Annotated in this window: 17 protein-coding genes; 1 reads left to right on the forward strand and 16 read right to left on the reverse strand. The window is 51.1% G+C overall.

The genetic code is table 11. The features are described 5' to 3' along the window. Nucleotides 1-111: 111 nt before the first annotated feature. The 3 genes from ABYP33_RS08550 to ABYP33_RS08560 form a co-directional block, all read right to left on the reverse strand. Nucleotides 112-2,706, reverse strand: coding sequence for a TonB-dependent receptor (locus tag ABYP33_RS08550; RefSeq protein WP_373090361.1), 2,595 nt, complete (start codon nt 2,704-2,706; stop codon nt 112-114). Between the two features lie 290 nt (nt 2,707-2,996). Further along, the gene (locus tag ABYP33_RS08555) at nt 2,997-5,375 is read right to left on the reverse strand and encodes a TonB-dependent receptor (RefSeq protein ID WP_373090363.1); all 2,379 of its coding nucleotides are present in this window, start codon (nt 5,373-5,375) and stop codon (nt 2,997-2,999) included. A gap of 205 nt (nt 5,376-5,580) precedes the next feature. Next, nucleotides 5,581-6,054: a flavodoxin family protein gene (locus ABYP33_RS08560; protein WP_373090364.1), complete on the reverse strand. Its 474-nt coding sequence runs from the start codon at nt 6,052-6,054 to the stop codon at nt 5,581-5,583. Nucleotides 6,055-6,133: 79 nt separating this feature from the next. On the opposite strand from ABYP33_RS08560, the gene ABYP33_RS08565 reads away from it, so the two are divergent. After that, complete coding sequence (locus tag ABYP33_RS08565; RefSeq protein ID WP_373090366.1) at nt 6,134-6,574, forward strand: VOC family protein; 441 nt, start codon at nt 6,134-6,136, stop codon at nt 6,572-6,574. Between the two features lie 4 nt (nt 6,575-6,578). Here the strand turns inward: ABYP33_RS08565 and ABYP33_RS08570 are convergent, their stop codons facing one another. From ABYP33_RS08570 to ccmA, 13 genes are all read right to left on the reverse strand, one after another. Beyond that, a complete protein-coding gene (locus tag ABYP33_RS08570; protein WP_373090367.1) occupies nt 6,579-7,184 on the reverse strand; it encodes a transglycosylase SLT domain-containing protein in 606 nt (201 codons plus the stop codon). Continuing rightward, nucleotides 7,181-9,208 (reverse strand): NAD-dependent DNA ligase LigA, encoded by a 2,028-nt coding sequence (gene ligA, locus ABYP33_RS08575; protein WP_373090368.1) that lies wholly within the window; start codon nt 9,206-9,208, stop codon nt 7,181-7,183. The genes ABYP33_RS08570 and ligA overlap by 4 nt, the downstream gene beginning before the upstream one ends. A gap of 41 nt (nt 9,209-9,249) precedes the next feature. After that, nucleotides 9,250-10,164 carry a cell division protein ZipA gene (gene zipA, locus ABYP33_RS08580; protein ID WP_373090369.1) on the reverse strand — a complete coding sequence of 305 codons (915 nt, stop codon included), beginning with the start codon at nt 10,162-10,164 and terminating at the stop codon, nt 9,250-9,252. A 144-nt stretch (nt 10,165-10,308) separates the two neighbouring features. Continuing rightward, nucleotides 10,309-13,809 (reverse strand): chromosome segregation protein SMC, encoded by a 3,501-nt coding sequence (gene smc, locus ABYP33_RS08585; protein ID WP_373090370.1) that lies wholly within the window; start codon nt 13,807-13,809, stop codon nt 10,309-10,311. Nucleotides 13,810-13,953: 144 nt separating this feature from the next. Next, nucleotides 13,954-15,171, reverse strand: a complete 1,218-nt coding sequence (ccmI, locus tag ABYP33_RS08590; RefSeq protein ID WP_373090371.1) for a c-type cytochrome biogenesis protein CcmI — start codon at nt 15,169-15,171, stop codon at nt 13,954-13,956. Next, nucleotides 15,168-15,659 (reverse strand): cytochrome c-type biogenesis protein CcmH, encoded by a 492-nt coding sequence (locus tag ABYP33_RS08595; protein ID WP_373090373.1) that lies wholly within the window; start codon nt 15,657-15,659, stop codon nt 15,168-15,170. Before ABYP33_RS08595 ends, ccmI begins: the two co-directional genes overlap by 4 nt. Continuing rightward, complete coding sequence (locus ABYP33_RS08600) at nt 15,656-16,219, reverse strand: DsbE family thiol:disulfide interchange protein (RefSeq protein ID WP_373090374.1); 564 nt, start codon at nt 16,217-16,219, stop codon at nt 15,656-15,658. Before ABYP33_RS08600 ends, ABYP33_RS08595 begins: the two co-directional genes overlap by 4 nt. Further along, nucleotides 16,206-18,182, reverse strand: a complete 1,977-nt coding sequence (locus ABYP33_RS08605; RefSeq protein ID WP_373090376.1) for a heme lyase CcmF/NrfE family subunit — start codon at nt 18,180-18,182, stop codon at nt 16,206-16,208. The genes ABYP33_RS08600 and ABYP33_RS08605 overlap by 14 nt, the downstream gene beginning before the upstream one ends. Then, a complete protein-coding gene (gene ccmE / locus ABYP33_RS08610) occupies nt 18,179-18,640 on the reverse strand; it encodes a cytochrome c maturation protein CcmE (protein WP_373090393.1) in 462 nt (153 codons plus the stop codon). Before ccmE ends, ABYP33_RS08605 begins: the two co-directional genes overlap by 4 nt. A 12-nt stretch (nt 18,641-18,652) precedes the next feature. Then, nucleotides 18,653-18,853: a heme exporter protein CcmD gene (ccmD, locus tag ABYP33_RS08615; RefSeq protein ID WP_373090378.1), complete on the reverse strand. Its 201-nt coding sequence runs from the start codon at nt 18,851-18,853 to the stop codon at nt 18,653-18,655. Beyond that, nucleotides 18,843-19,610: a heme ABC transporter permease gene (locus ABYP33_RS08620; RefSeq protein ID WP_373090394.1), complete on the reverse strand. Its 768-nt coding sequence runs from the start codon at nt 19,608-19,610 to the stop codon at nt 18,843-18,845. The genes ccmD and ABYP33_RS08620 overlap by 11 nt, the downstream gene beginning before the upstream one ends. An 87-nt stretch (nt 19,611-19,697) precedes the next feature. Continuing rightward, nucleotides 19,698-20,375, reverse strand: a complete 678-nt coding sequence (ccmB, locus tag ABYP33_RS08625; protein WP_373090379.1) for a heme exporter protein CcmB — start codon at nt 20,373-20,375, stop codon at nt 19,698-19,700. Beyond that, nucleotides 20,375-21,004, reverse strand: a complete 630-nt coding sequence (ccmA, locus tag ABYP33_RS08630) for a cytochrome c biogenesis heme-transporting ATPase CcmA (RefSeq protein ID WP_373090380.1) — start codon at nt 21,002-21,004, stop codon at nt 20,375-20,377. The genes ccmB and ccmA overlap by 1 nt, the downstream gene beginning before the upstream one ends. Nucleotides 21,005-21,081: the final 77 nt, after the last annotated feature.

Below are 21,081 nucleotides of genomic sequence, written 5' to 3' on the forward strand. Positions count from 1 at the left end.
GCCAGCACTAACTGATCTATTGTTTTCACTCGATATGACCTTGCACTTCAATTTTACCCAAAAAAAACGCCGCTGACGCGGCGTTATATTCGTTTATCCCTTAGGACAAAATCAATACCAGCGGTAAGTCGCCTGCAGCGCGATGGTCCGTGGCGCCTCTACAAAACCGTAGTGACCTGCCGCGCCAAAAATGCTATTCGCTAATGGCGTATCATTTGAGTAAGAGATTGTCGTTTCATCAGTCGCATTCTTAACCAACAGAGCGGCTTCCCAACCAGCCGTCACGTCAGCTAAAGAGAAGCGCAAGTTAGTTTTAATATGCGCATCCTGCTCCTGACTTGGATCGAGGTTCTGCGAAGAGTTGTAAGCGCCAGTGAAGACAAAGTCAGCACCGCCGCGAAACTCCAAATCCTTGCTCACCATGGTGGTGTAGACAAAGGTCATATTACCTGAGTAGTCTGCCACATACTGGTTAGTCTTGCCCTTGTAATCACAGTAAGGATTACCTTCAACCATATAATCTGGCGTCTGCCCCTGGTAACACTGGCCATTTTCAAAGTCAGTAAACTCAAAGTCTAAAAATGCCAAGGCACCGGTCATCATCAAGTTTTCGGTCAGGGCAATACGACCGTCTAGCTCGATACCCATGGTAGTTGCTGCGCCAGCGTTACCGACGTTAAAGCCCAAGGTACCATCAAAAATACTAACCTGAAGATCATCGTACTGAGTGTAGAAAGCTGCAATATTCAATTCAGCCGCGCCATCTAGCAAAGCTGTTTTAGCACCTGCCTCCAAGCTAGTGGCCTGCTCCTCATCATATTCGAAGCTACCAACTAAAATTATCGGTGTGGGCTCTTCAACATTCTGCAACGGACGAATTTCATTTGCATCAGGAGAGGCATTTGAACGCGCATCGTAACCGCCAGACTTATAACCAATACTTGCCGTTGCATACAGCATCACATCGTTGCTCCAGTCGTGCTGGATATTCAACGACGGCGCTAACTTCCCGCCCTTACGCGTGCCCTTTAGGTTATGCCTTTCTGCAGAAAAGTTTTTCGCAACAACCGTATCAATTTCACCTTCAGCGCGAATTTCACCGGTAGTTATATCGCTGAAATTTAGACTACGGCTGCCTTCTTTTTCTTCATAAGAATAACGCAGGCCAAGGGTTGCGCGAGTCAGATCAGTGACATTCCACGTGGCTTGCACAAAACCTGAGATCAAGTCTGTAGTGGAGCTAAAGTCGCGAGGCGTACCCAGATTTACTATTTCGTCACCAGCGTCGCCTAAACCACCAAGTTCCAATACACCGGCATCAAATAGCGGCTGGAATAGCGGTGCCAACGGTGTACCTGCGACCTGCGTCTGGGTAACATTATCAAACGGCCCACCCGTGACATCACCCCCTGTAGGCCGCTCACCACGCGCACCCGCTTCCTGGATATCAGCTGCGTTCAACAACTGCGGAAGAATATCGCTGTCGACACGAATACTGTCAAAGAAATCTAACTCACTGTGTTGAAAGAACGCACCGGCAATAAACTCGAAGGTTTCACCAACCGGCGACACCCAGCGAAACTCCTGGCTAAACTGTTTGTATTCTTCTTCTGCCGCAACACTAAATACTGAAGCGCCGGTAAAATCACAGTCACACAATTCAGAGGTTTTATAACCAAGAACACCCGTAATAAAGGTAAAGGTATGATCGCCCCATACGTAATCAACATTCAGCGTTACGTTATGAGTATCGTTGTAGCTGTAATCACCATTAGATGAGCGCTTATAGTCTTGATAGTTGTTCAAAACCGACGAGTCGGCATCTACGTCAACTAGCACCACACCCGGAACCGGCGCAATTGTCGTTCTATCTAGAATTTGGCCATAGGTACGACCATTAAACGCGTCTGTGTCAGAGGTCGACCTCTGGTCATTAATAATTTCGATTTGACGGCCATCTACATCGAATTGCCCGATTTCAAATTTTAATGCAGCAGTTAAATCTGCAGTCGCATCCCACACGAACATAGCACGTATTGTCTGCTCGTCACGCTGAGGCTCATCACGGTCAAGGGTCAAGTTCTCTATATGGCCGTCGATTTCACGTTTGCGAATCGCCAAACGACCACCAATATTGTCTGTCAGCGGACCAGAAACAACAAAGTCCAAGACTCGCTCATTGGTTTCCGCTTCAAAAGTACCAGACACCAGGCCTTCAAATTCTTGACTAGGCCGCGCGGAGATCAAGCTTAAGGCCCCGGCAATACTGTTTTTACCAAAAAGTATATTTTGCGGACCACGCAAAACCTCAACCCGCGCTAAATCCAAGAACGGTGCACGTGTTAATTGCGCGCGGCCGTAGCTAACACCGTCGAAATACATACCAACGGACTGTTCGAAGCCAGGGTTAATACCCGAGCCAATACCGCGAATGTAAATATTAGTGCCGATACCGGTCTCTGACATGGTCAAGTTGGGGACGTAAGCTTGCAGGTCTTCTACCTTGCTAATGCCCGCCTCCATCATTTTGTCACCAGATACCGCGTTGACTGATACTGGAACGTCTTGAAGACTTTCGGCTCGTAAAGTGGCCGTAACGATGACTTCCTCGAGTACGCCAGCTGCTTGACTGTGTGCTGAACACAACAGAAGACCAGCGGCTAAAGCAGATAAGCGAAAGTCAGAAATGGTTCTTTTCAAGGTCATATGACCTCCAGATGCTGTTAATTTTTATATGCTGTCACCTGACTGAGTCAGCTGGACTAGCGGCCTATATAAAGCTGTCGTTATTATACGTTGCCAGCAAAATGTTTGCATTGAAAACATATAGCATTTTAACTAATGGTTCAATGAAATAGCATTTTTAATAAGAATAACAACTATAGCCACCTAAAATAATCGTCTGTTTTATGTAGTTAAGGCCGAGTAATATAGAGCAACTCACTTAAAGACTAACATGATAGACCAACCCTCATTGAGAGCCGGTCGTCATTTTTTCACCAGCGATAACTGGCCTGCACAGCTACGCTGCGGGGCCGCTCAACGAACGCGTAATGGCCGACACTACCGAAACTACTGTTCGCTAATGGCACGTCATTTGAATAAGCAATGACATCTTCATCAGTTAAGTTTTTACCGATTAAAGCAAGCTCCCAACCTGATTTCACGTCCGCTATTGCCAGGCGCGCATTCACCTTCACATAGCCATCTTGCTCTTGACTAGGATCTAAATTTTGCGAAGAGTTGTAATCATCAGTAAAGACAAAGTCTGTACCTGCGCGCAACTCTAAGGCATCACCAAACTCACGAGTGTACGTAAAGGTAACATTACCAGAGTAATCGGCTACATACTGGTTGGTCTTACCCTTGTAATCACAGTACTTCGTCGTCCCAACTGTCTGCGTTGCAGTTTGCCCTTGATAGCACTGACCTTTTTCAAAATCGGTAAATTCAAAGTCTAAAAAGGCTAAAGCAGCTCCCATCATCAAACGGTCAGTCAGTGCAAAACGACCATCCAACTCAATGCCCTTAGTCTCTGCAGCACCAGCATTACCCACATTAAAACCGAGGGTTCCGTCAAAAATGCTCACCTGAAGATCATCGTACTTGGTAAAGAAAGCCGCAATATTTAGCTCGCCGCGACCGTCCATAAAGCTGGTCTTAGCACCAACTTCAAAGCTTGAAGCCTTTTCTTCGTCGTATTCGAACGAACCCGCAATAGACGCACCGACGGCGTTGGGCGCTGCGCTAGGCGAGGCATTTGAACGTGCATCAAAACCACCGGATTTATGTCCGATACTCGCCGTAGCATAGGCCATAACATCATCATTAACGTCATACTGAACATTTAATGACGGCGCCAAATTTCCGCCTTTTTGAGTGCCTTCTAAGTCATGACGTTCAACCATAAAGACGCCGGCAAGCACACCATCGACAGTGCCTATAGCGCGCTCATTCCCGTTAAGGTCTGCTACTGTAAGATCGCGAGTCCCCTCTTTTTCCTCATAGGAATACCGTAAACCCAAGGTCGCGCGAGCGCGGTCTGAGGCGTTCCAAGTAGCTTGCCAAAACACTGACCACAACTCGGCATCACTGGTAAAGTTTCGCGGTGTTGTGGTATTTGAAATCGAAGCCCCGGCAGCAGGCGAGCTTAATGCATTTCCGACAACATTCGGCAGAATCAAACTGTCAATGCGGATCTCATCATAAAAAGCCAACATACTTTTTTGGTAGTACACACCGCCAATATGTTCAAAGGTTCCACCTGCGGCCGACACCCAGCGTACTTCCTGACTGTATTGGTCGTAGTCTTCATCGAAGGGTACGCTAAATACCGGTGCGCCAGTAAAATCGCAATCACACAGCTCGGCAAATTCATAATGCATAAAGCCGGAAATAAACGTTAAGGTGCTTTCACCCAAGGCGTAATCCACGTTTAAGGTGAAGTTCTTGGTGCGGTTATTACTGTAATCACCGTTTGATGAACGCTTGTAGTCTTGAGTTGTATTCAAAACCGACGGTCCCGCGCCCAAAGCAGTTAACATTTGCGAATACTTTAAACCCGCAAATGGGAAAGGAGCTGCCAAAGTAGTGACTTGGTCATTCACTATCTCCACCTGGCGCCCCAACACATTAAACTTACCAAGCTCAAACTTAAGCATTGCCGTTAAATTCTCTGTGGCGTCCCAGTCGAGAATGGCGCGAATGGTGCTTTCATCGCGCTGTGGCTCATCACGATTTAAGGTAATGTTTTCAATATAGCCGTCCATCTCACGTTTACGCAATGCGATACGACCACCAAGGGTGTCGGTAATCGGACCCGACACCATAAAGTCCACGACTTTTTCGCCATGATCTGGCTCGTACAAGCCTGAAATCATGCCCTCATTCTCTTGCCCGGGACGGGCAGATATCAAACTCAGCGCACCGGCAATACTGTTCTTACCATAAAGAATATTTTGCGGACCGCGCAAGACCTCAACGCGGGCAAGATCGAGAAACGGCGCGCGGGTCAGCTGGCCACGACCGTAGGATATGCCGTCAAAATACATTCCCACCGACTGTTCAAAACCAGGGTTAATACCCGAGCCGATACCGCGAATATAAATATTGGTGCCTATACCTGTCTCAGACATTGATAAATTGGGAACATAGGCTTGAAGATCTTCTATTTTATCAATGCCCGCCTCAGCCATTTTTTCACCAGACACTGCATTTACCGACACCGGCACGTCTTGCAAACTTTCGGTACGCAAGGTGGCCGTAACCAGCACTTCTTCGAGTGCAGGTGCGGCAAATACGGCAGTATTTGTACAAAGCCCCACAGCCATGGCCAAAGGCACTAAATGGCGGTTTGATTTTGAGTGCTTTTTCATCAACGTCTCTCCCAAAGAGATTTATTGTAATTATTTCCGCTCCATTAGCGGTGCACCATCAGCGCACATATAGGGGCTAATACACAGTCTAGTCGGGAATCCGGTAATGTAAAATGTGAATAACCCCTATAAGCGCCTATGAATGGCACAAGAAATGCTACGAATAGTAGTGGCGCTTAGATCAAGGATAGCGGCAGGAAATCGGCTAAAAAACGCCAAGTGCGAGACCAGCAGCAAAGCCTGCCCCAAGCTCATCAGCTTGTGTAAAAGCCTCGGCATTAGGCTCCCCATAGCAAATAATCGCTTCGGTGACACTGCGCCACGCATAACCTTTGGCTATCCGCTGCCATTGGCGCAAGGCATTGCTACCATCGTTGCCGGTGCAAATAAATACGCCGTAAGGCCTGATAAGCTCCCTCGCCAGTACCGGGTAAAATGTTCGGTCAAAAAAATCCTTCATTCCCCCAGCTAGCGCACCGAAGTTTTCCGGCATAAATAATAAAAGACCGTCGCACCACATGATGTCGCGGGTGCCAGCCTCGGCAGCGCGGAGAAGCCGAATTTCAAGCTCAGGCTCTGCCATTATGGCCGCGTCATGAGCCGCATAAGCCAAGCGCTCATTCCTACCCGACTGGCTGTGATATACAATTAACAGATGTTTGGATTTGGCAACCGCCACAATCAAGCCCTTAAGTAGCAATTAAATATTAACGAAAACAGCGCTACAAACGCCGATGTACAACCAAGGAAATAACACCATGAAATTTTTACACACAATGATTCGAGTTAAAAATCTCGACGCGTCATTGCATTTTTATTGTGAGCTACTCGGCCTCAAAGAGGTTCGCCGCTACGACAATGAAAAAGGGCGTTTCAGCCTGATATTTCTCGCAGCGCCTAATGATTTTGACACTGCGCAGACAACCCAGGCACCGACTATCGAGCTTACTTATAACTGGGACCCCGAGGATTATCAAGGTGGCCGCAATTTTGGTCACCTCGCCTTTCTCGTCGATAATATCTACGACATCTGCAAGACCCTGCAGGACGGCGGCGTCACCATAAATCGCCCGCCAAGAGATGGATACATGGCTTTTGTACGCTCACCGGACAACATCTCCATTGAATTATTACAGCGCGGCGACGCACTGCCACCCCAGGAACCGTGGCGATCGCTCGCCAATAGCGGCGAATGGTGAGCACTTAAAAAATCCCAAAAAACCAGCCACCACTCTTCAAATCTTTTTCACAGCGAGCCAATTGCGCCGTGTAGGTCTGAGAGCGGGAAGTGACTTTGCTCGCAACCCGCTTCAGCCAAGGCTTACTATTGTAGCTACGTCGTTTAAAACCGCCGTGCCCCTCGTGATAGGCCATATAAAGACTGTAGGTGTCGTTGGGGCTGATGCCGACCATGCGGTTGCTGACATTATTATACCAACCGATAAAATCGATAGCGTCGGCAAAATCGTCACGATCTGCCCCCCAATTCCCAGATTTATCAACATACCATGCCCACGTTGAGTCTTTGGCTTGGGCGTAACCATAGGCATCAGACATGCGACCTGCCGGAATAAAACCCAACCAGTACTTTTTGGGAGGTTTGGCCTTGGCCACAAAGGCAGACTCTTGGTACATGATCGACATCATAACCGGGATGGGTGAATTCCACTTTTTAGACGCCGACTTCGCGTCGCCGTACCAATCGTCTTTTTCGCGAAAAATCGAGCAAATATCTCCGGGGTTGCGCGGCGGCGACGTGGTGCAGCCACCCACTGTTAACAACAGTATGACAAGCCAAAGCATCCTCATACCTTACTGCCATGTTCAGTAAAAAACTGCAGTAACTCTTGTTCGTTAATCACTTTTACCCCTAGCGCCTCGGCTTTAGCTAACTTTGAACCGGCGCTAGCACCTGCGGCAACACAATCGGTTTTTGTTGATACACTGCCCGCCACTTTTGCGCCCAATGCCTGTAGTTTTTCTTTTGCGTCACCACGCGTCATTGACTCTAGATTGCCGGTCAGCACCCAAGTCTGCCCCGCAAGAGGTTGTTCACCACCCGCCTGTCGCGGTGCTGGCCAATGGACCCCCCGCTCCAGCAATAAATTGATAACCTCTCGATTATAGTTGCTGCTGAGAAACGCGTGGATATGGCTCGCCACTATTGGGCCTACATCGGCAACGCTAAGCAACTCTTCTTCGCTCGCGGCGATTAACGCCGGCAATTCGCCAAAGTGATTTGCCAAGTTCAGGGCGGTAGCCTCACCCACTTCGCGAATGCCGAGCGAGTACAGAAATCGCGGCAGGGTGGTCGTTCGCGATTTGTCCAGGGCAGCCAGTACATTTTCCGCAGACTTTTGCCCCATACGATCAAGCCCCGCAAGCGCATCAAGCGTAAGCACAAATAAATCTGCCACGGTTTCGATCAAGCCAGCGTCAACCAATTGCTCAACGAGCTTATCACCCAAGCCCTCGATATCCATGGCCTTGCGGCTGGCGAAATGCTTGATTGCCTCCTTGCGCTGCGCCCCGCACACCAAGCCACCGGTACAGCGTAAGACCGCCTCACCGGGCGCCCGCTCCAATGCGCTGTCGCAAACCGGGCACCGCACTGGCGCGACAATAGCGCGCGCCTCAGCGGGGCGACGCTCGTCGACCACCTGCACAATCTGCGGAATTACGTCACCGGCGCGGCGTACCACCACATAATCGCTGATCATGACATTGAGGCGGGCGACCTCATCAAAATTATGCAAGGACGCATTACTGACGGTTACCCCACCCACGAACACCGGCTCTAATTTTGCGACCGGCGTGACGGCACCAGTGCGCCCAACTTGAAACTCAACATCTCGGAGTTGGGTAATTTCTTCTTGGGCCGGAAATTTATGTGCTATAGCCCAGCGCGGTGCCCGCGACACAAACCCCAGCGTGTCTTGAAGGGTCAAGGAATCAATCTTAAAAACAATACCGTCAATGTCATAGGCCAGACTATCTCGGCGAGCGAGAAGATCTTGGTAATATTCAAGGCAGCCTTCGATGGAGTCCACCACCCGCAACTCTGGGCTTACCAAAAACCCCCAATCGCGAAGTCGCGCGAGCCCCTCACTGTGACTGTGAAACCACGCGTCACCGTCGCCTTGAGCAATGCCATAGCAACTCATTTCCAGTGGACGACTTGCCGTAACCCTACTATCTAATTGCCGTAAACTCCCGGCAGCCGCGTTGCGCGGATTAACAAATACTTTACCGTCACTATTGCGGGCTAATTCATTTATCCGTGCAAAGCCCGACCGCGGCATATAAATTTCACCCCGCACTTCCAGTTCATCTGGCCAACCACTGCCCCTCAGCTTCAGCGGAATGGACGCGATTGTTTTAACGTTTTGGGTAATATCTTCACCAACTCGGCCATCGCCACGGGTAGCCCCCCTGACAAAAACACCGTCAACGTACAATAAGCTCGCGGCGATGCCATCCAGCTTTGGTTCACAGGCATAGCGGAGTTCAGCGCTGTCGTTTAAACGAGATTTAATGCGCTGGTCAAAATCCAAAAGCGCTTGCGCAGAAAAAACATTATCAAGGGAAAGCATGGGTGTTTCATGACGCACCTGACTAAACGCCGCCAACGGCGCCGCGCCAACTCGCTGACTTGGGGAGTCTGGGCTATGCCACTCTGGATGCGCGGCTTCTATTTCTTGTAGTTCTGCAAATAAGCGGTCGTACTCCACATCTGGAATGCTCGACTCATTGAGAACGTAATAGTGGTAGCTATAGCTATGAAGTTGTTCGCGAAGCATTTCTAAGCGCTCGCGCAGGGAAGGTTCAGCCATTCATGACGCCGTTGTTATAGTAAACTGCGCATCAACCACCCTTACATAAGGGTAAGCTGACGGCGCTCAAAATCGCGAATTCGCTGTTTATAGTGTTCAAGAGTCTGCTTTGTTGCAACACTGTGGGTCTGATCGCGCAGCTCCCCTTCTAGATTTTTTACTAGGCAGCGGGCAGTTTCAACCATTGCCTCATAGGCTTTTATACTGTCTGCCGGGCCTGGAAGATTCATAAAAAAGACCACACCAGGAGTGCTGAACTCGTCTATTTCATCCAAATCAAAATTGCCGGGCTCTACCAAATTCGCCACGCTAAATTGAATTTGACCGCTGCCATCGGCATTTTCATAGCGGTGAAAAATATTCATTTTGCCGTAGCGAACATCACAGGCCATCAAAATCTGCAACAAATCATTGCCCTTAAAGGGTTTACCCGTGGGCGACATGACATTGAGCACAATCAACTCTTGGTGCGCCGACGTTAACGATGCGGTTTCTTTCTCTGGCCGACGCTCAACATTGGCCGCCAACGGCTTGTCTTCACTGTCAGGCTGGCCTAATTCTTCGTTATCACCTAACTCACCACGCCAACCAGCAGCTACATCGTGATGATCGTCGCCACCTTTCCGCGCGTATTCCTCGGCAGGATCGCGAAATAAAATATCATCGTCGTCATCTGCGGCAACGCTTGCAGACGGCGCTTTACGCGGTTCCGCTGGGCTCGTCGTCGGCGCCCGTTTTACATGCAAGCTTGGCTGTTCACGAACCGCGATAACGCGTGCTGAGCCGCCGGGCAGTTCCGGGTTGACCAAATCGTCATCCACTTCACTGCGCGCCTTTGGCGTTAAGCGTATAGTATCACTGCGGTCTTTGTGCATCCGCCGATAGCCATCTAGCAATACTGCCAGCGCGAGCAGTGAGCCAATTATAATTAACCAATCTCTGACACTGAGGTCCATTATCTAGCCCTTTTTGGCCATTACGACCGCATCCCCAACAATTCACTATGGCCTTGGATAAAATTCTGACGCTATTGTTCCACGCGTTTTGCTAAATTTCCATGTTTTCGCAATTAACGCAGCACTATAGCAGTCAAGCTTATCTTACATTGCCGCCATTTCCGCTGCTTTTTCCAAATCAACTGAAACCAACCGCGAAACGCCCGGTTCGTGCATGGTCACGCCCATAAGTTGATGCGCCATTTCCATGGCAATTTTATTGTGGCTAATATAAATAAACTGCACTTCCGAGGACATCTCTTTCACCATCCGCGAATAGCGGCCAACGTTGGCGTCATCTAACGGCGCATCAACTTCGTCCAGCATACAAAACGGTGCCGGATTTAAGCGGAAAATCGAAAATACGAGCGCAATTGCCGTCAGTGCTTTTTCACCACCTGAAAGCAAATGAATGGTGCTATTACGCTTACCCGGTGGCCGCGCCATGATCGAAATACCGGTATTGAGCAAGTCATCCCCCGTCATTTCCAGCGAGGCACTACCACCGCCAAACACCTTGGGAAACAGATCTTGCAAGCCAGCATTAACACGATCGAAAGTTTCTTTAAAACGATTGCGGGTTTCCTTGTCGATACGGCGAATAGCCGCCTCCAAGGTTTCCAGCGCCTGTTCTAAATCCGTATTTTGCGCATCGAGGTAGTTTTTACGCTCCGACTGCTGTTTATACTCTTCTATGGCCGCGAGATTAATTGGCCCTAGGCGGGCAATACGCCTACCGACCTGCTCCAGTGATTCCAGCCACTCCGCCTCGTTAGCGTTTTCTGGCAAGCTGTCGAGTACCGACTGCAAATCAAATTGCGCTTCCTGTAACTGATCTTGCAAACCCTTGCGGCGCACTTGCAGACCTTGATTATCGACCCGTGCCTGCTCTAAGCGACTGCGCACAGTTTGCAAACGCTGTTCAATACCATGGCGCTTTTGCTCATTTTCGCGCAACTGATGATCGACAACTTCTAAGGCTCTGCGCGCTTGCGCCAACTCTTCTTCGACAGCAAGGCGCTGCTCTAAGCGAGATTCCAACCCAATTTTTAAATCATCTATGGGCGCATCGTTGTCTTCTAAGGTCAGCGCTAATTGCTCGCGGCGCTCCTGCAATTGCGCCAGCTGTTCTTCGGTGCGGCCAATGTTCTGCAACACCGAGTCACGTTGAGTGCGCAGCGATTGATAACGCATTGCCAACTGATGGGAGTGATCTTTGGATTGCCGCGCCGTTTGACGAGCGGCATCCAATACGGTGCGGTTATTATCGCGCTCTCCCAAGAGGGCTTCGCGCTTACCGGAGTCTTGCTCCATTGCCTCAATCGCTTCTTGAAGCGTCATCCGCGCTTCGGCAACCGACTCCTGCTCCATCGCAAATTGATTACGCAGCTCCTTGCCGTCATTTTCTAACTGCAAGCGCCGAGCACTCAACTGCTCGATTTTGGCGTGCTGCGCACTTAACTTGGCTCTGAGCTCACTTAATTTGCGATTGAACTGCTGCACATCGCGGTTAAAATTCTCGCGATCTTGCTCCAACTTTTTTAATAATTCGCGATCCATATCCAGCGCCGCAACAATGGCCTCGATACGGGCTTCGCTATTGGCTATACCTTCGCGCAAGTCTTGGAGATCTTGTTGGCGCTGCAGCACCCCGCCTTGGGCAGTATCACCGCGACTAACCCGCAACCAATTAGCCCCACACCACAAGCCCTCCGGCGTGATTACCGACTCGTGAGCCGCTAAACTACCGCGCATCGCCAACGCCGAACCAAGGTCGTCGGCGAGTTTAACCGTAGCCAAAATACCGGACAGCGCCGCATTGCCACTGACTTTATCGGCCAGCGAGGCCCCAGAACTAGCCTGCACAGCTTTGTGCGGTTCAACAAAGGCCACACTGCCCTCGGCGAATCCCGCCAATAACTCGGCAACGCCATCAAGCGAATCAACACACAGTGCCTGCAACTGATCGGCCAACACTGTTTCGACCGCCTGCTGCCACCGCTCGTCAACGTGCAACTGTTCGGCGAGCCGCGCTTGCTTATCGAGCCCGTGGCTGGCCAACCACTGACTGGTCGCCTTATCGCCCTGCCCCAATGCCGCCTGCTGCAGCGCTTCCAGCGAGGCCATACGACCGCGCATACCCTGCAAATCGCTGCGGCGGCGATCTAATTCATCATTAGCCTGCTGAATGCGCTCTCGACATTCACTAATTTGCGGCAACAGCGCGGCGTGGCGCTCTTGAGCCGTCATTTCTTCCAATTCCCCCTCAGCCACTTCCTGCTGCAGCAGCTCGATGTCCTCATCAACATCGGCAAGACTCAGCCCTTTGCGCTCGTGGTCAAGTTTTTCAACCCGCTCCTGTATGCGCTGCAAACTCAATTCAAGATGCTGAATACGCGACTGTTCAACCTCGGCGCGCTGACGTGGCCCAGCCGCTGCATGGTTAAACTCATCCCAACGCTGCTGCCAAGACTGCATGGCCTCCTCTGCCGCTGCCAGCGCCTCACTAGCGCCCTCTTCGCTGGCTTCGGCAAGCTCCAGCTCAGGCTCTATCTCTGCTATTTCTTCTTGCCACAGCGCAATCTTTTCTTTGTCGCTGTTGAGATGGCGAGTGGTTTCGGCAACGTTGCCAGCGACCTGTTGCAAATCTGCATCGAGCTGGCGACGGCGTTCTTGCTGATGCTGAATAGCTTGCTCGGCCCGAGCGATTTCAGCGCCAATGCTGTAAAACCGGCCCTGAACCTCGTTAAAAGTGTCATTTAACTGGCTGTGCTGATCCCGCGCCTGCTCAATACCGGTATTTAAGCCTACTTGCTCGGTCACGATCGCTTCGCGGTCGAGCTCTAGTTGGTTTATGTCTTTTTCTTTGAGGCTGGCTTGTTCATCAAGGGCCTTCCACTGCAAAACCTGAACTTGGGCCTTGAGTAGTCGCTCCTCTTTTTTTAACTCAGTGTATTTTTCTGCCGAGGCCGCCTGACGCTGCAAATGCTGCAGCTGGCGCTCTAGCTCATCGCGCAAGTCGGTAAGCCGTTCGAGGTTTTCTTGGGTGCGCCGCATGCGGCTTTCGGTTTCGCGGCGGCGTTCTTTGTATTTAGAAATACCCGCGGCTTCTTCAATGAACACCCGCAACTCTTCCGGCTTAGACTCAATAAGCCGAGAAATCATACCCTGCTCAATAATGGCGTAGCTGCGTGGCCCCAAACCCGTGCCTAAGAAGATATCGGTAATATCACGGCGGCGGCATTTACTGCCATTTAAATAATACTCGGACAATCCTTCGCGAGTGACTTTCCGGCGAATGGCTATTTCATTGTACGCGGCGTACTCGCCGCCCAATTTTTTATCGGTATTATCAAAAACCAACTCAATAGTAGCTTGGCCTACCGGCTTGCGATTGACCGAGCCGTTAAAGATAACGTCCGTCATAGACTCGCCACGGAGGTTTTTAGCCGAGCTTTCGCCCATAACCCAGCGCACCGCGTCGATGATATTTGATTTACCACAGCCATTCGGGCCGACAACGGCCGACAAATTAGTGGGGAAATGGACCGTTGTGGGGTCTACAAAGGATTTAAACCCAGCCAACTTAATACTTTTTAGACGCATAAACCAATAACCAAAATATGAAGCCCTTGTCAGCCGCTGAGTTTTTATCGTTTTCGGGGCAAGCGCAGAATAAATTTGCGCAAAGCGCGATTATAGCGGTCATAGCTACGACTGACAGTAGAAATTCCGACTTTGCGGGAATTTCTACTTAGCGTCTTGTATTGCGTTGATGGTCAAGGCGATCGCGCTCGCCTCCGCGTTGGCTTTAAGGCTTACCGGCTCAGCGAGCCAGTCGCCAGCACGCCGAATGGCGGTGCCCGCTAAACTAATGTGGGCGGACACCACTAATTCAGAAAAATCGGCCAATACCTTACCTTGGCGAATAACATCGCTGTCGGTCAAATACACTGTTACTGGCCATGTTTGCTCTGATGCAGCGGGAAGCGGCACACGCATTGCCGCCACCGGCATGGGCGAGCCATCTGCACTTTTAGCCACCACAAACAATACCCCAGCAGGTGTCGGTCCCAAGTCGGCGTTCACCGTCACGGTCACCGCCAGCCCCTCTAAATCACCACTCGCCACGGCGAGACGTTTGGACTCGGCAATACCACCGGCGATCACCCCAGCTTCGGCGGAGTTCGGCGGCAATACCTGCAACAAGCTCTGCCAATATTTTAATGCCTCGCTATAGCGCCCAGCCGCGAAAGCGTTAATTCCCAAGACCCCCAATGCCGTTGCCTGCCGGGGGTTAATCGCGAAAGCCCTATCGAGCAAGGCTTGGGTTTGCTCGTCTACTTGACGACCATTAAGCAAATAACGCGCCTGCGCCAACTGCGCCAGCACATCGGCATCATTTGGATACAGCGCCTCAAGCCGCTGATAGTAAGGCAGTGCACCGGCAAAATCGCCTTGCTGGCGAAACAAGGTTGCCATCATCACCAAATGTTCGCCACTCTCTGGGCGACGCGCCAATATATCGGCAACAAGGTCTTGATAGCGCTGCCACCGCGCTTCATCGATACCTTGCGCAACAATCTCGCGCTGCAAGCTCTGCAACTGCAAATCTAAGTGATAACCTAACTGACCATAAAGCAGTATCGCCAGCAGCGGCAGTGCCATGGCCAATATTACGATCAATGAACGCTGTCCCACGCGCTGCATGCTAGGCTCCTCGGTAGCGGACTCCACCACCAACTGCCGATCCAGCTCACGCACAAGTTCTTGGTATTGATTGTCTTCGATCAAACCGGCATCGCGATCGGCAGCTAACTCCGCTTGGCGCTGACGATAAAAGCTACGTTGGGCGCTGCGATGCAATTGATTATCGGCATCGGCAGGTGCATGACGGCGAATCGCCAGCAGCACAAAAGAGGCGGCAACCACCAGTAGTAATGCTATTCCTAAATACAGCGCGATCACTTATTGTCCCCATCTTTGCTCGCCGAGTTTTCCTCATCCAGCAAATCCTTTAGCCGTTGTTGTTCTGTTACCGACAGCGCCTCATCACTTGATAACGTAGGCTTAGCCCGCCTCGTTGCCATGCGCCACCACACCAGCAAACCAAGTAACAATAAACCGAGTGGCGTCAACCATAAAACTGCCGTAGCAGCGTTAAACTGGGGCCGGTAAAGGATAAAGTCGCCGTAACGTGCCACCATATACTGGGTGATTTCAATATCAGATTTATCGTCCATAATCATCTGATGAATCTGACGACGTAAGTCTTTTGAAATTGCCGAGTCTGAACCCGATAAATTTTGATTCTGGCATTTTGGGCAGCGCAACTCTTCAATAAAGTGATGGTAACGAGCGCGCTGCACATCGTTGTCAAATTGATACGTTTCAATGACCCCATGCGCACTAAAGCTCAGTAAAATGAGCCAGCCTGCCACGAGTAAACACCTCATTGCTTAAGCTCCGCCGACGGCGCTGCTAAGCCAGCAATAAGCGGGGCAAACTCGCGATCCCATATAATTTGATCTAACGCACCCTGATAGCGAAAGCGAACGATGCCCGCCGCGTCTACCAAATAGGTTTCTGGCGCGCCGGTAACACCGAGATCTAAACCAAAGTCACCGGCTTCATCAAAGAGCGTCGCCACATACGGGTTGCCCTTCTCTGCCAGCCAACGCTGTGCCGCCTTGGCGTTATCTTTGTAATCGACACTGACAATTTTGACACCCTGATCGGCGAGCGCAACGAGAAATGGGTGCTCGTAGTGACAAGTAGGACACCACGTCGCCCACACATTCAGTAAAAACCACTCACCTTGAATATCGCTGTTGGTGAGAGTTCGACCGTCCTCCAACGCAGGTAAGGAAAACGCCGGCAACGGTCGATTGACCAGTGCCGACGGCAAATCGGTTGGCGCGTATTCACCGCGCTGCACGCGGCGCTCAACACCAAAAAACAGTGCCGCTAGCGCAACAAACACCAACAGGGGAATAAAGAGTTTAAGCCTTTGCATGATTCTCCCCTTTTTGAACACGCGGTGAAGCGCTTCGGTAGCGTTTATCACAAATTGCCAACAAGGCCCCTAGCGCCATCAAGATTGCGCCCAGCCAAATAAAACGGATAAAGGGCTTTACGTGAATACGCACCGCCCAGGCATTTTCACCCACCGGCTCGCCCAGCGCGATATAGACATCACGCAGCAAACTGGCGTCAATAGCGGCCTCAGTCATCACCTGACCACTGCGCGCATGGTAGCGACGCTTTTCTGGGTGCAGCTCGGCAACAAAGTCGCCCGCTTGCCACAGCGTAAAGCTACCGCGTTGGCCTTGGTAATTTGGGCCGGAAATCGATTGTACGCCGTCAAAACGAACCTCGTAGCCAGACACGTCATTCATGCGATCGCCGACGTCCATCCGAATATCGCGTTCATCATTAAAACTGGTGACCATCGCCACGCCAAGCATACTGGCAGCAAAACCGATATGCGCGAGCAACATGCCATAATACGACGGCGTCAAGCGGCGCAGCCCCGAGAACAGCGACGCTGCATTGCGGGTTTTACTGCGCAAATTTACCGCACTGCTGAGCACTATCCATGATGCAAGTAACACACCCACGGTAGCGCCAAGCTGGAATTCATCGGCGAAGGCATTAGGGAGGATTAACGCGATAATAGCACTGGCGATAAACGCACCAAGTAATGCGCGCCACCAACGCTGAGCCCCGGTGCGCTTCCACTGCGAAGAAGGCCCAATACCAACAAGCAGGGCCAATAAACACATTAGCGGGACAAAAATCGCATTAAAATACGGCGGGCCCACGGAGTATTTGCCTAGGCCAGCGAAATCCATAACAAGCGGAAACAAGGTGCCGAGCAGCACCGTCATGGCGGCAACCACCAGCACAATATTATTGGCCAGCAACAGCGCTTCTCGCGACAGCCAGCCAAAGCTCGGTGCGGTCTTTGCTGCCGGTGCTTTAAAGGCATACAGGGTCAAGGAGCCACCCACTACCAAAAACAAAAATGCCAGTATAAACATGCCGCGGGTTGGGTCCGCTGCAAAAGCGTGCACCGAGGTGAGAACCCCGGAGCGCACCAAAAATGTACCTAGCAAACTCAAGGAAAACGCAAATATCGCCAGCAATAAAGTCCAGCTTTTAAAGACTCCACGCTTCTCTGTCACCGCTAAGGAATGAATTAACGCAGTGCCGACCAACCATGGCATAAATGAGGCGTTTTCTACCGGGTCCCAAAACCACCAACCGCCCCAACCCAGTTCGTAGTATGCCCACCAACTACCCAGCGCAATGCCGACGGTTAAAAACAGCCACGCCGTATTGGTCCAGGGCCGAGACCATCGCGCCCAACTGGCGTCCATGCGACCACTAAGCAGCGCGGCGATAGCAAAGGCGAAAGCCACCGAAAAGCCAACGTAACCGATATAAAGCATTGGTGGATGAATCACCATGCCGGGATCTTGCAGCAGCGGGTTTAAGTCCTGACCATCGCTTGGCACGTTTAGCAAATGCCGCGCAAAGGGATTTGAGGTGAACAGCGAAAAACTAAAAAAGCCTACGGCGATCATGCCCATGACGGCCAGTACCCGGGCGAGAATATCGCGGGGCAATTGCCGAGAAAAAATGGCAACGGCGACCGTCCACAGGGTCAATATTTCTAACCATAGCAAGAGGGAACCTTCATGGCCGCCCCACATAGCGCTGAATTTATAAGCATTGGGGAGCAGTGAGTTGGACTGTGCCGCCACAATATCGACAGAAAAATCGTCGGTCATAAACGCATAGACAAGACAAACAGTGGCAATAGTGGTAAACAAAAACTGCGCAAAACTTAAATAGCGCGCCGCGGCCATCGCCATTTGGTCGCCACGTTGTACACCCCACAAGGGTATAACAGCCAGGACTAAGGCGAAGCAAAAACCAAGAATTAAGGCGAAGTGGCCAAGTTCTACAATCACAGGGAACCCTTCTCTTCTAGCTCAGCGCGCTTAGCGGCTGATTTAGTTAAGGCATCACTAACTTCCGGAGGCATATAGGTTTCGTCGTGTTTTGCCAACACCTCGCTCGCGTAAAAAACACCGTCCTCGGCAAGCTTACCCGAAACGACCACGCCCTCTCCTTCCGCAAACAAATCTGGCAAAATACCTTCGTACTCAACGGTGACAACCGCGCTGTAATCGGTCACCACAAACCGTGTTTTCAAACTGTCGGTAGCGCGCTGCACGCTACCCTCTTGCACCATTCCACCGGCGCGAATCGCTTTACCTACTGGCGCCTTACCCGACACAATTTCGGCGGGGGGGTAAAATAAATTAATATTTTCCTTTAAGGCGTAACCCAACAAGCCAGCGGCCAAAGACGCTACACACAAAATAAAAACAACAATCATTAAGCGCTGCTTGCGCTGGGGATGCATAGCCATAATTATTTACTCTTTGCCTTTCACTTTATGAGCGTTTGCTTGTTTGCGGCGAACCACCCCACGCACCCGCTGTTCAGCACCGAGACGACGGCGACGGGCTTCAAATAAAATAACGCACAACACCAGTGCTGTTATACCGTAACAGAACCACACGTAAGGGCCGTGGCCATCCATTGCGAACAACTCGCCAATCGAATCAAAGTACACTGCTACTCTCCGCGTTTTTATCATTACCGCAGACAATGTCTTGGACCCAGCGGGTATTGCGCTCACGATCAAGAATTTCATTACGAGTAAACAACAACATTGCCCAGGCGAAAAACAAATACATGCCCGCCATGGTCGCCATCAAGGGCCTCAGCATACTGGGATGAATAGAGGATTCACCGATAAAACGAATACTGGCTGGCTGATGCAGGCTGTACCACCATTCTACAGACCAGTAAATAATGGGGATATTAACTGCGCCCACGATCACCAGTACCGCACAGGCCTTGGCCGCTGCTTCGCGATTTTCAAAGGCTTGATGCAGAGCAATAACCCCAAGATACAAAAAGAACAAAATTAACACAGAGGTGATACGAGCATCCCATACCCACCAGGTACCCCAAGTTGGCTTGCCCCACACAGCGCCAGTCAACAGCGCAAGAAATGTAAGCGAGGCACCGATCGGCGCAATCGCTTTCATGACCATTGCCGCCAACTTCATTCGCCAAATCAAGTGAATCGCGCCAGCTATGGCCATGGTCATATACGCGCCCATGGCCACCGCCGACGCAGGTACATGCACATAAATAATACGAAAACTATTGCCCTGTTTATAATCGGGCGGCACCAGCGCTAAGCCCCACACCGCGCCACCAATGAGCAACAATAGAGACAAGCCCCCCAGCCACGGCAGCAAGCGGCCACTGAACTGATAAAACCAGCGCGGCGAGCCCCATTTATGAAACGTAGTCCAAATAGACAAAACTCTTCTCTCTTTTACTAAAGCCTAATGCCGCTCTGGCAAATAATTACCGCGCCGAAGTATACCAGATACCCCGCGCCACTACTGATCCACACTAATTCGCAAAGCGCCCGCTATCGCCAGCGGTGCCAGCGCCAAGGCAACCAGAAAAAACACGCCCAGCATCGCCAGTTGCGGTAGAAATGGGCCCCCGTCGACCGCCGTTTTGACGGCACTACTGCCAAAGATCAGCACGGGAATATACAGGGGTAAGATGATCAGTGACAACAATAAGCCGCCCTTTCGCAAGCCTACGGTTAACGCCGCGCCGATAGCACCAATAAAGCTTAATACGGCGCTACCAAGCGCCAAGCTCGCCATCAAAGCCAGCATCCCCGCCGTCGGCAAATGCAACAAAACACCTAATAAAGGCGAAAGTAGACTAAGAGGCAAACCACTTAACAACCAGTGCGCCAAGGTTTTAGCGATCACTTGCGGATATAAGGCTTGGTGGCTAAGCAGCATTTGCTCGAGGGTAGCGTCGTCGTAATCACTGCGAAACACCGTATCGCTGGCGAGCAAGGATGCTAATAAAGCCACTACCCACAAGATTCCAGGTGCCAACGCCGCCAATCGCTGGGGTTCAGGGCCAATCCCGAGCGGAAACAGCGCACAGACCATGACAAAAAACACGAGGGGATTTGACCATTCACTGCCCCGGCGCGCAGCGGCGAGCAAATCCCTACGCAATACGGCCAACGCCAAGCTAAATAACGTCATTACCGCTCCCCCAATTCAATAATACGAAGGGGGCGGTTAATCGAAAGTCGATGATGCGTGGTTAACAAGACCGCGCCACCGGCATTGGCAAAGTCGCTAATCCATTGTTCAATTTCAGCGACACCGCCTTGATCAATAGCGGTAAAGGGTTCGTCTAAAATCCACAGCTGGGCCGGAATACAAAATAATCTCGCGAGATTCACACGGCGCTGCTGCCCTGCAGACAAGCTGTAACAGGCTTGCTCTTCAAAACCCCGCAAACCTACTTTGGCCAAGGCCGAGAGAATGGGATTGTCGTCTGCGGGTAAACCACGCAAGGCGCAAGACCACCGCAAATTTTCCAGTGGACTTAATGCGGCCTTGATACCGGCGCCATGACCGATATACAGCAATTGCTGGAGGTAGTCAGCGCGCTGCTGCTCCAACGAGTGCTTGTGCCAAAGAATATCGCCGTGGTAACGACTGGATAAACCCGCCAAAATTCGCAGCAGACTGGTCTTGCCACTGCCATTAGGCCCGGCAATTTGCAGCACATCACCGGCATTTAGCGTAAAACACAGCTCAGCAAACAGCACACGATCATCGCGCTCACTGTAGAGTTGCCTTACCTCCAGCCCTGTCTGTGCCAAAATCACTCCCGTAGCAGACCAGCATCACGCGGGCCTCAGCATCTGCCAAAACGCTGCAAGTATATACGAAGCAGAGT

The organism is Zhongshania sp. (assembly GCF_041584495.1).
Lineage (GTDB): Bacteria > Pseudomonadota > Gammaproteobacteria > Pseudomonadales > Spongiibacteraceae > Spongiibacter.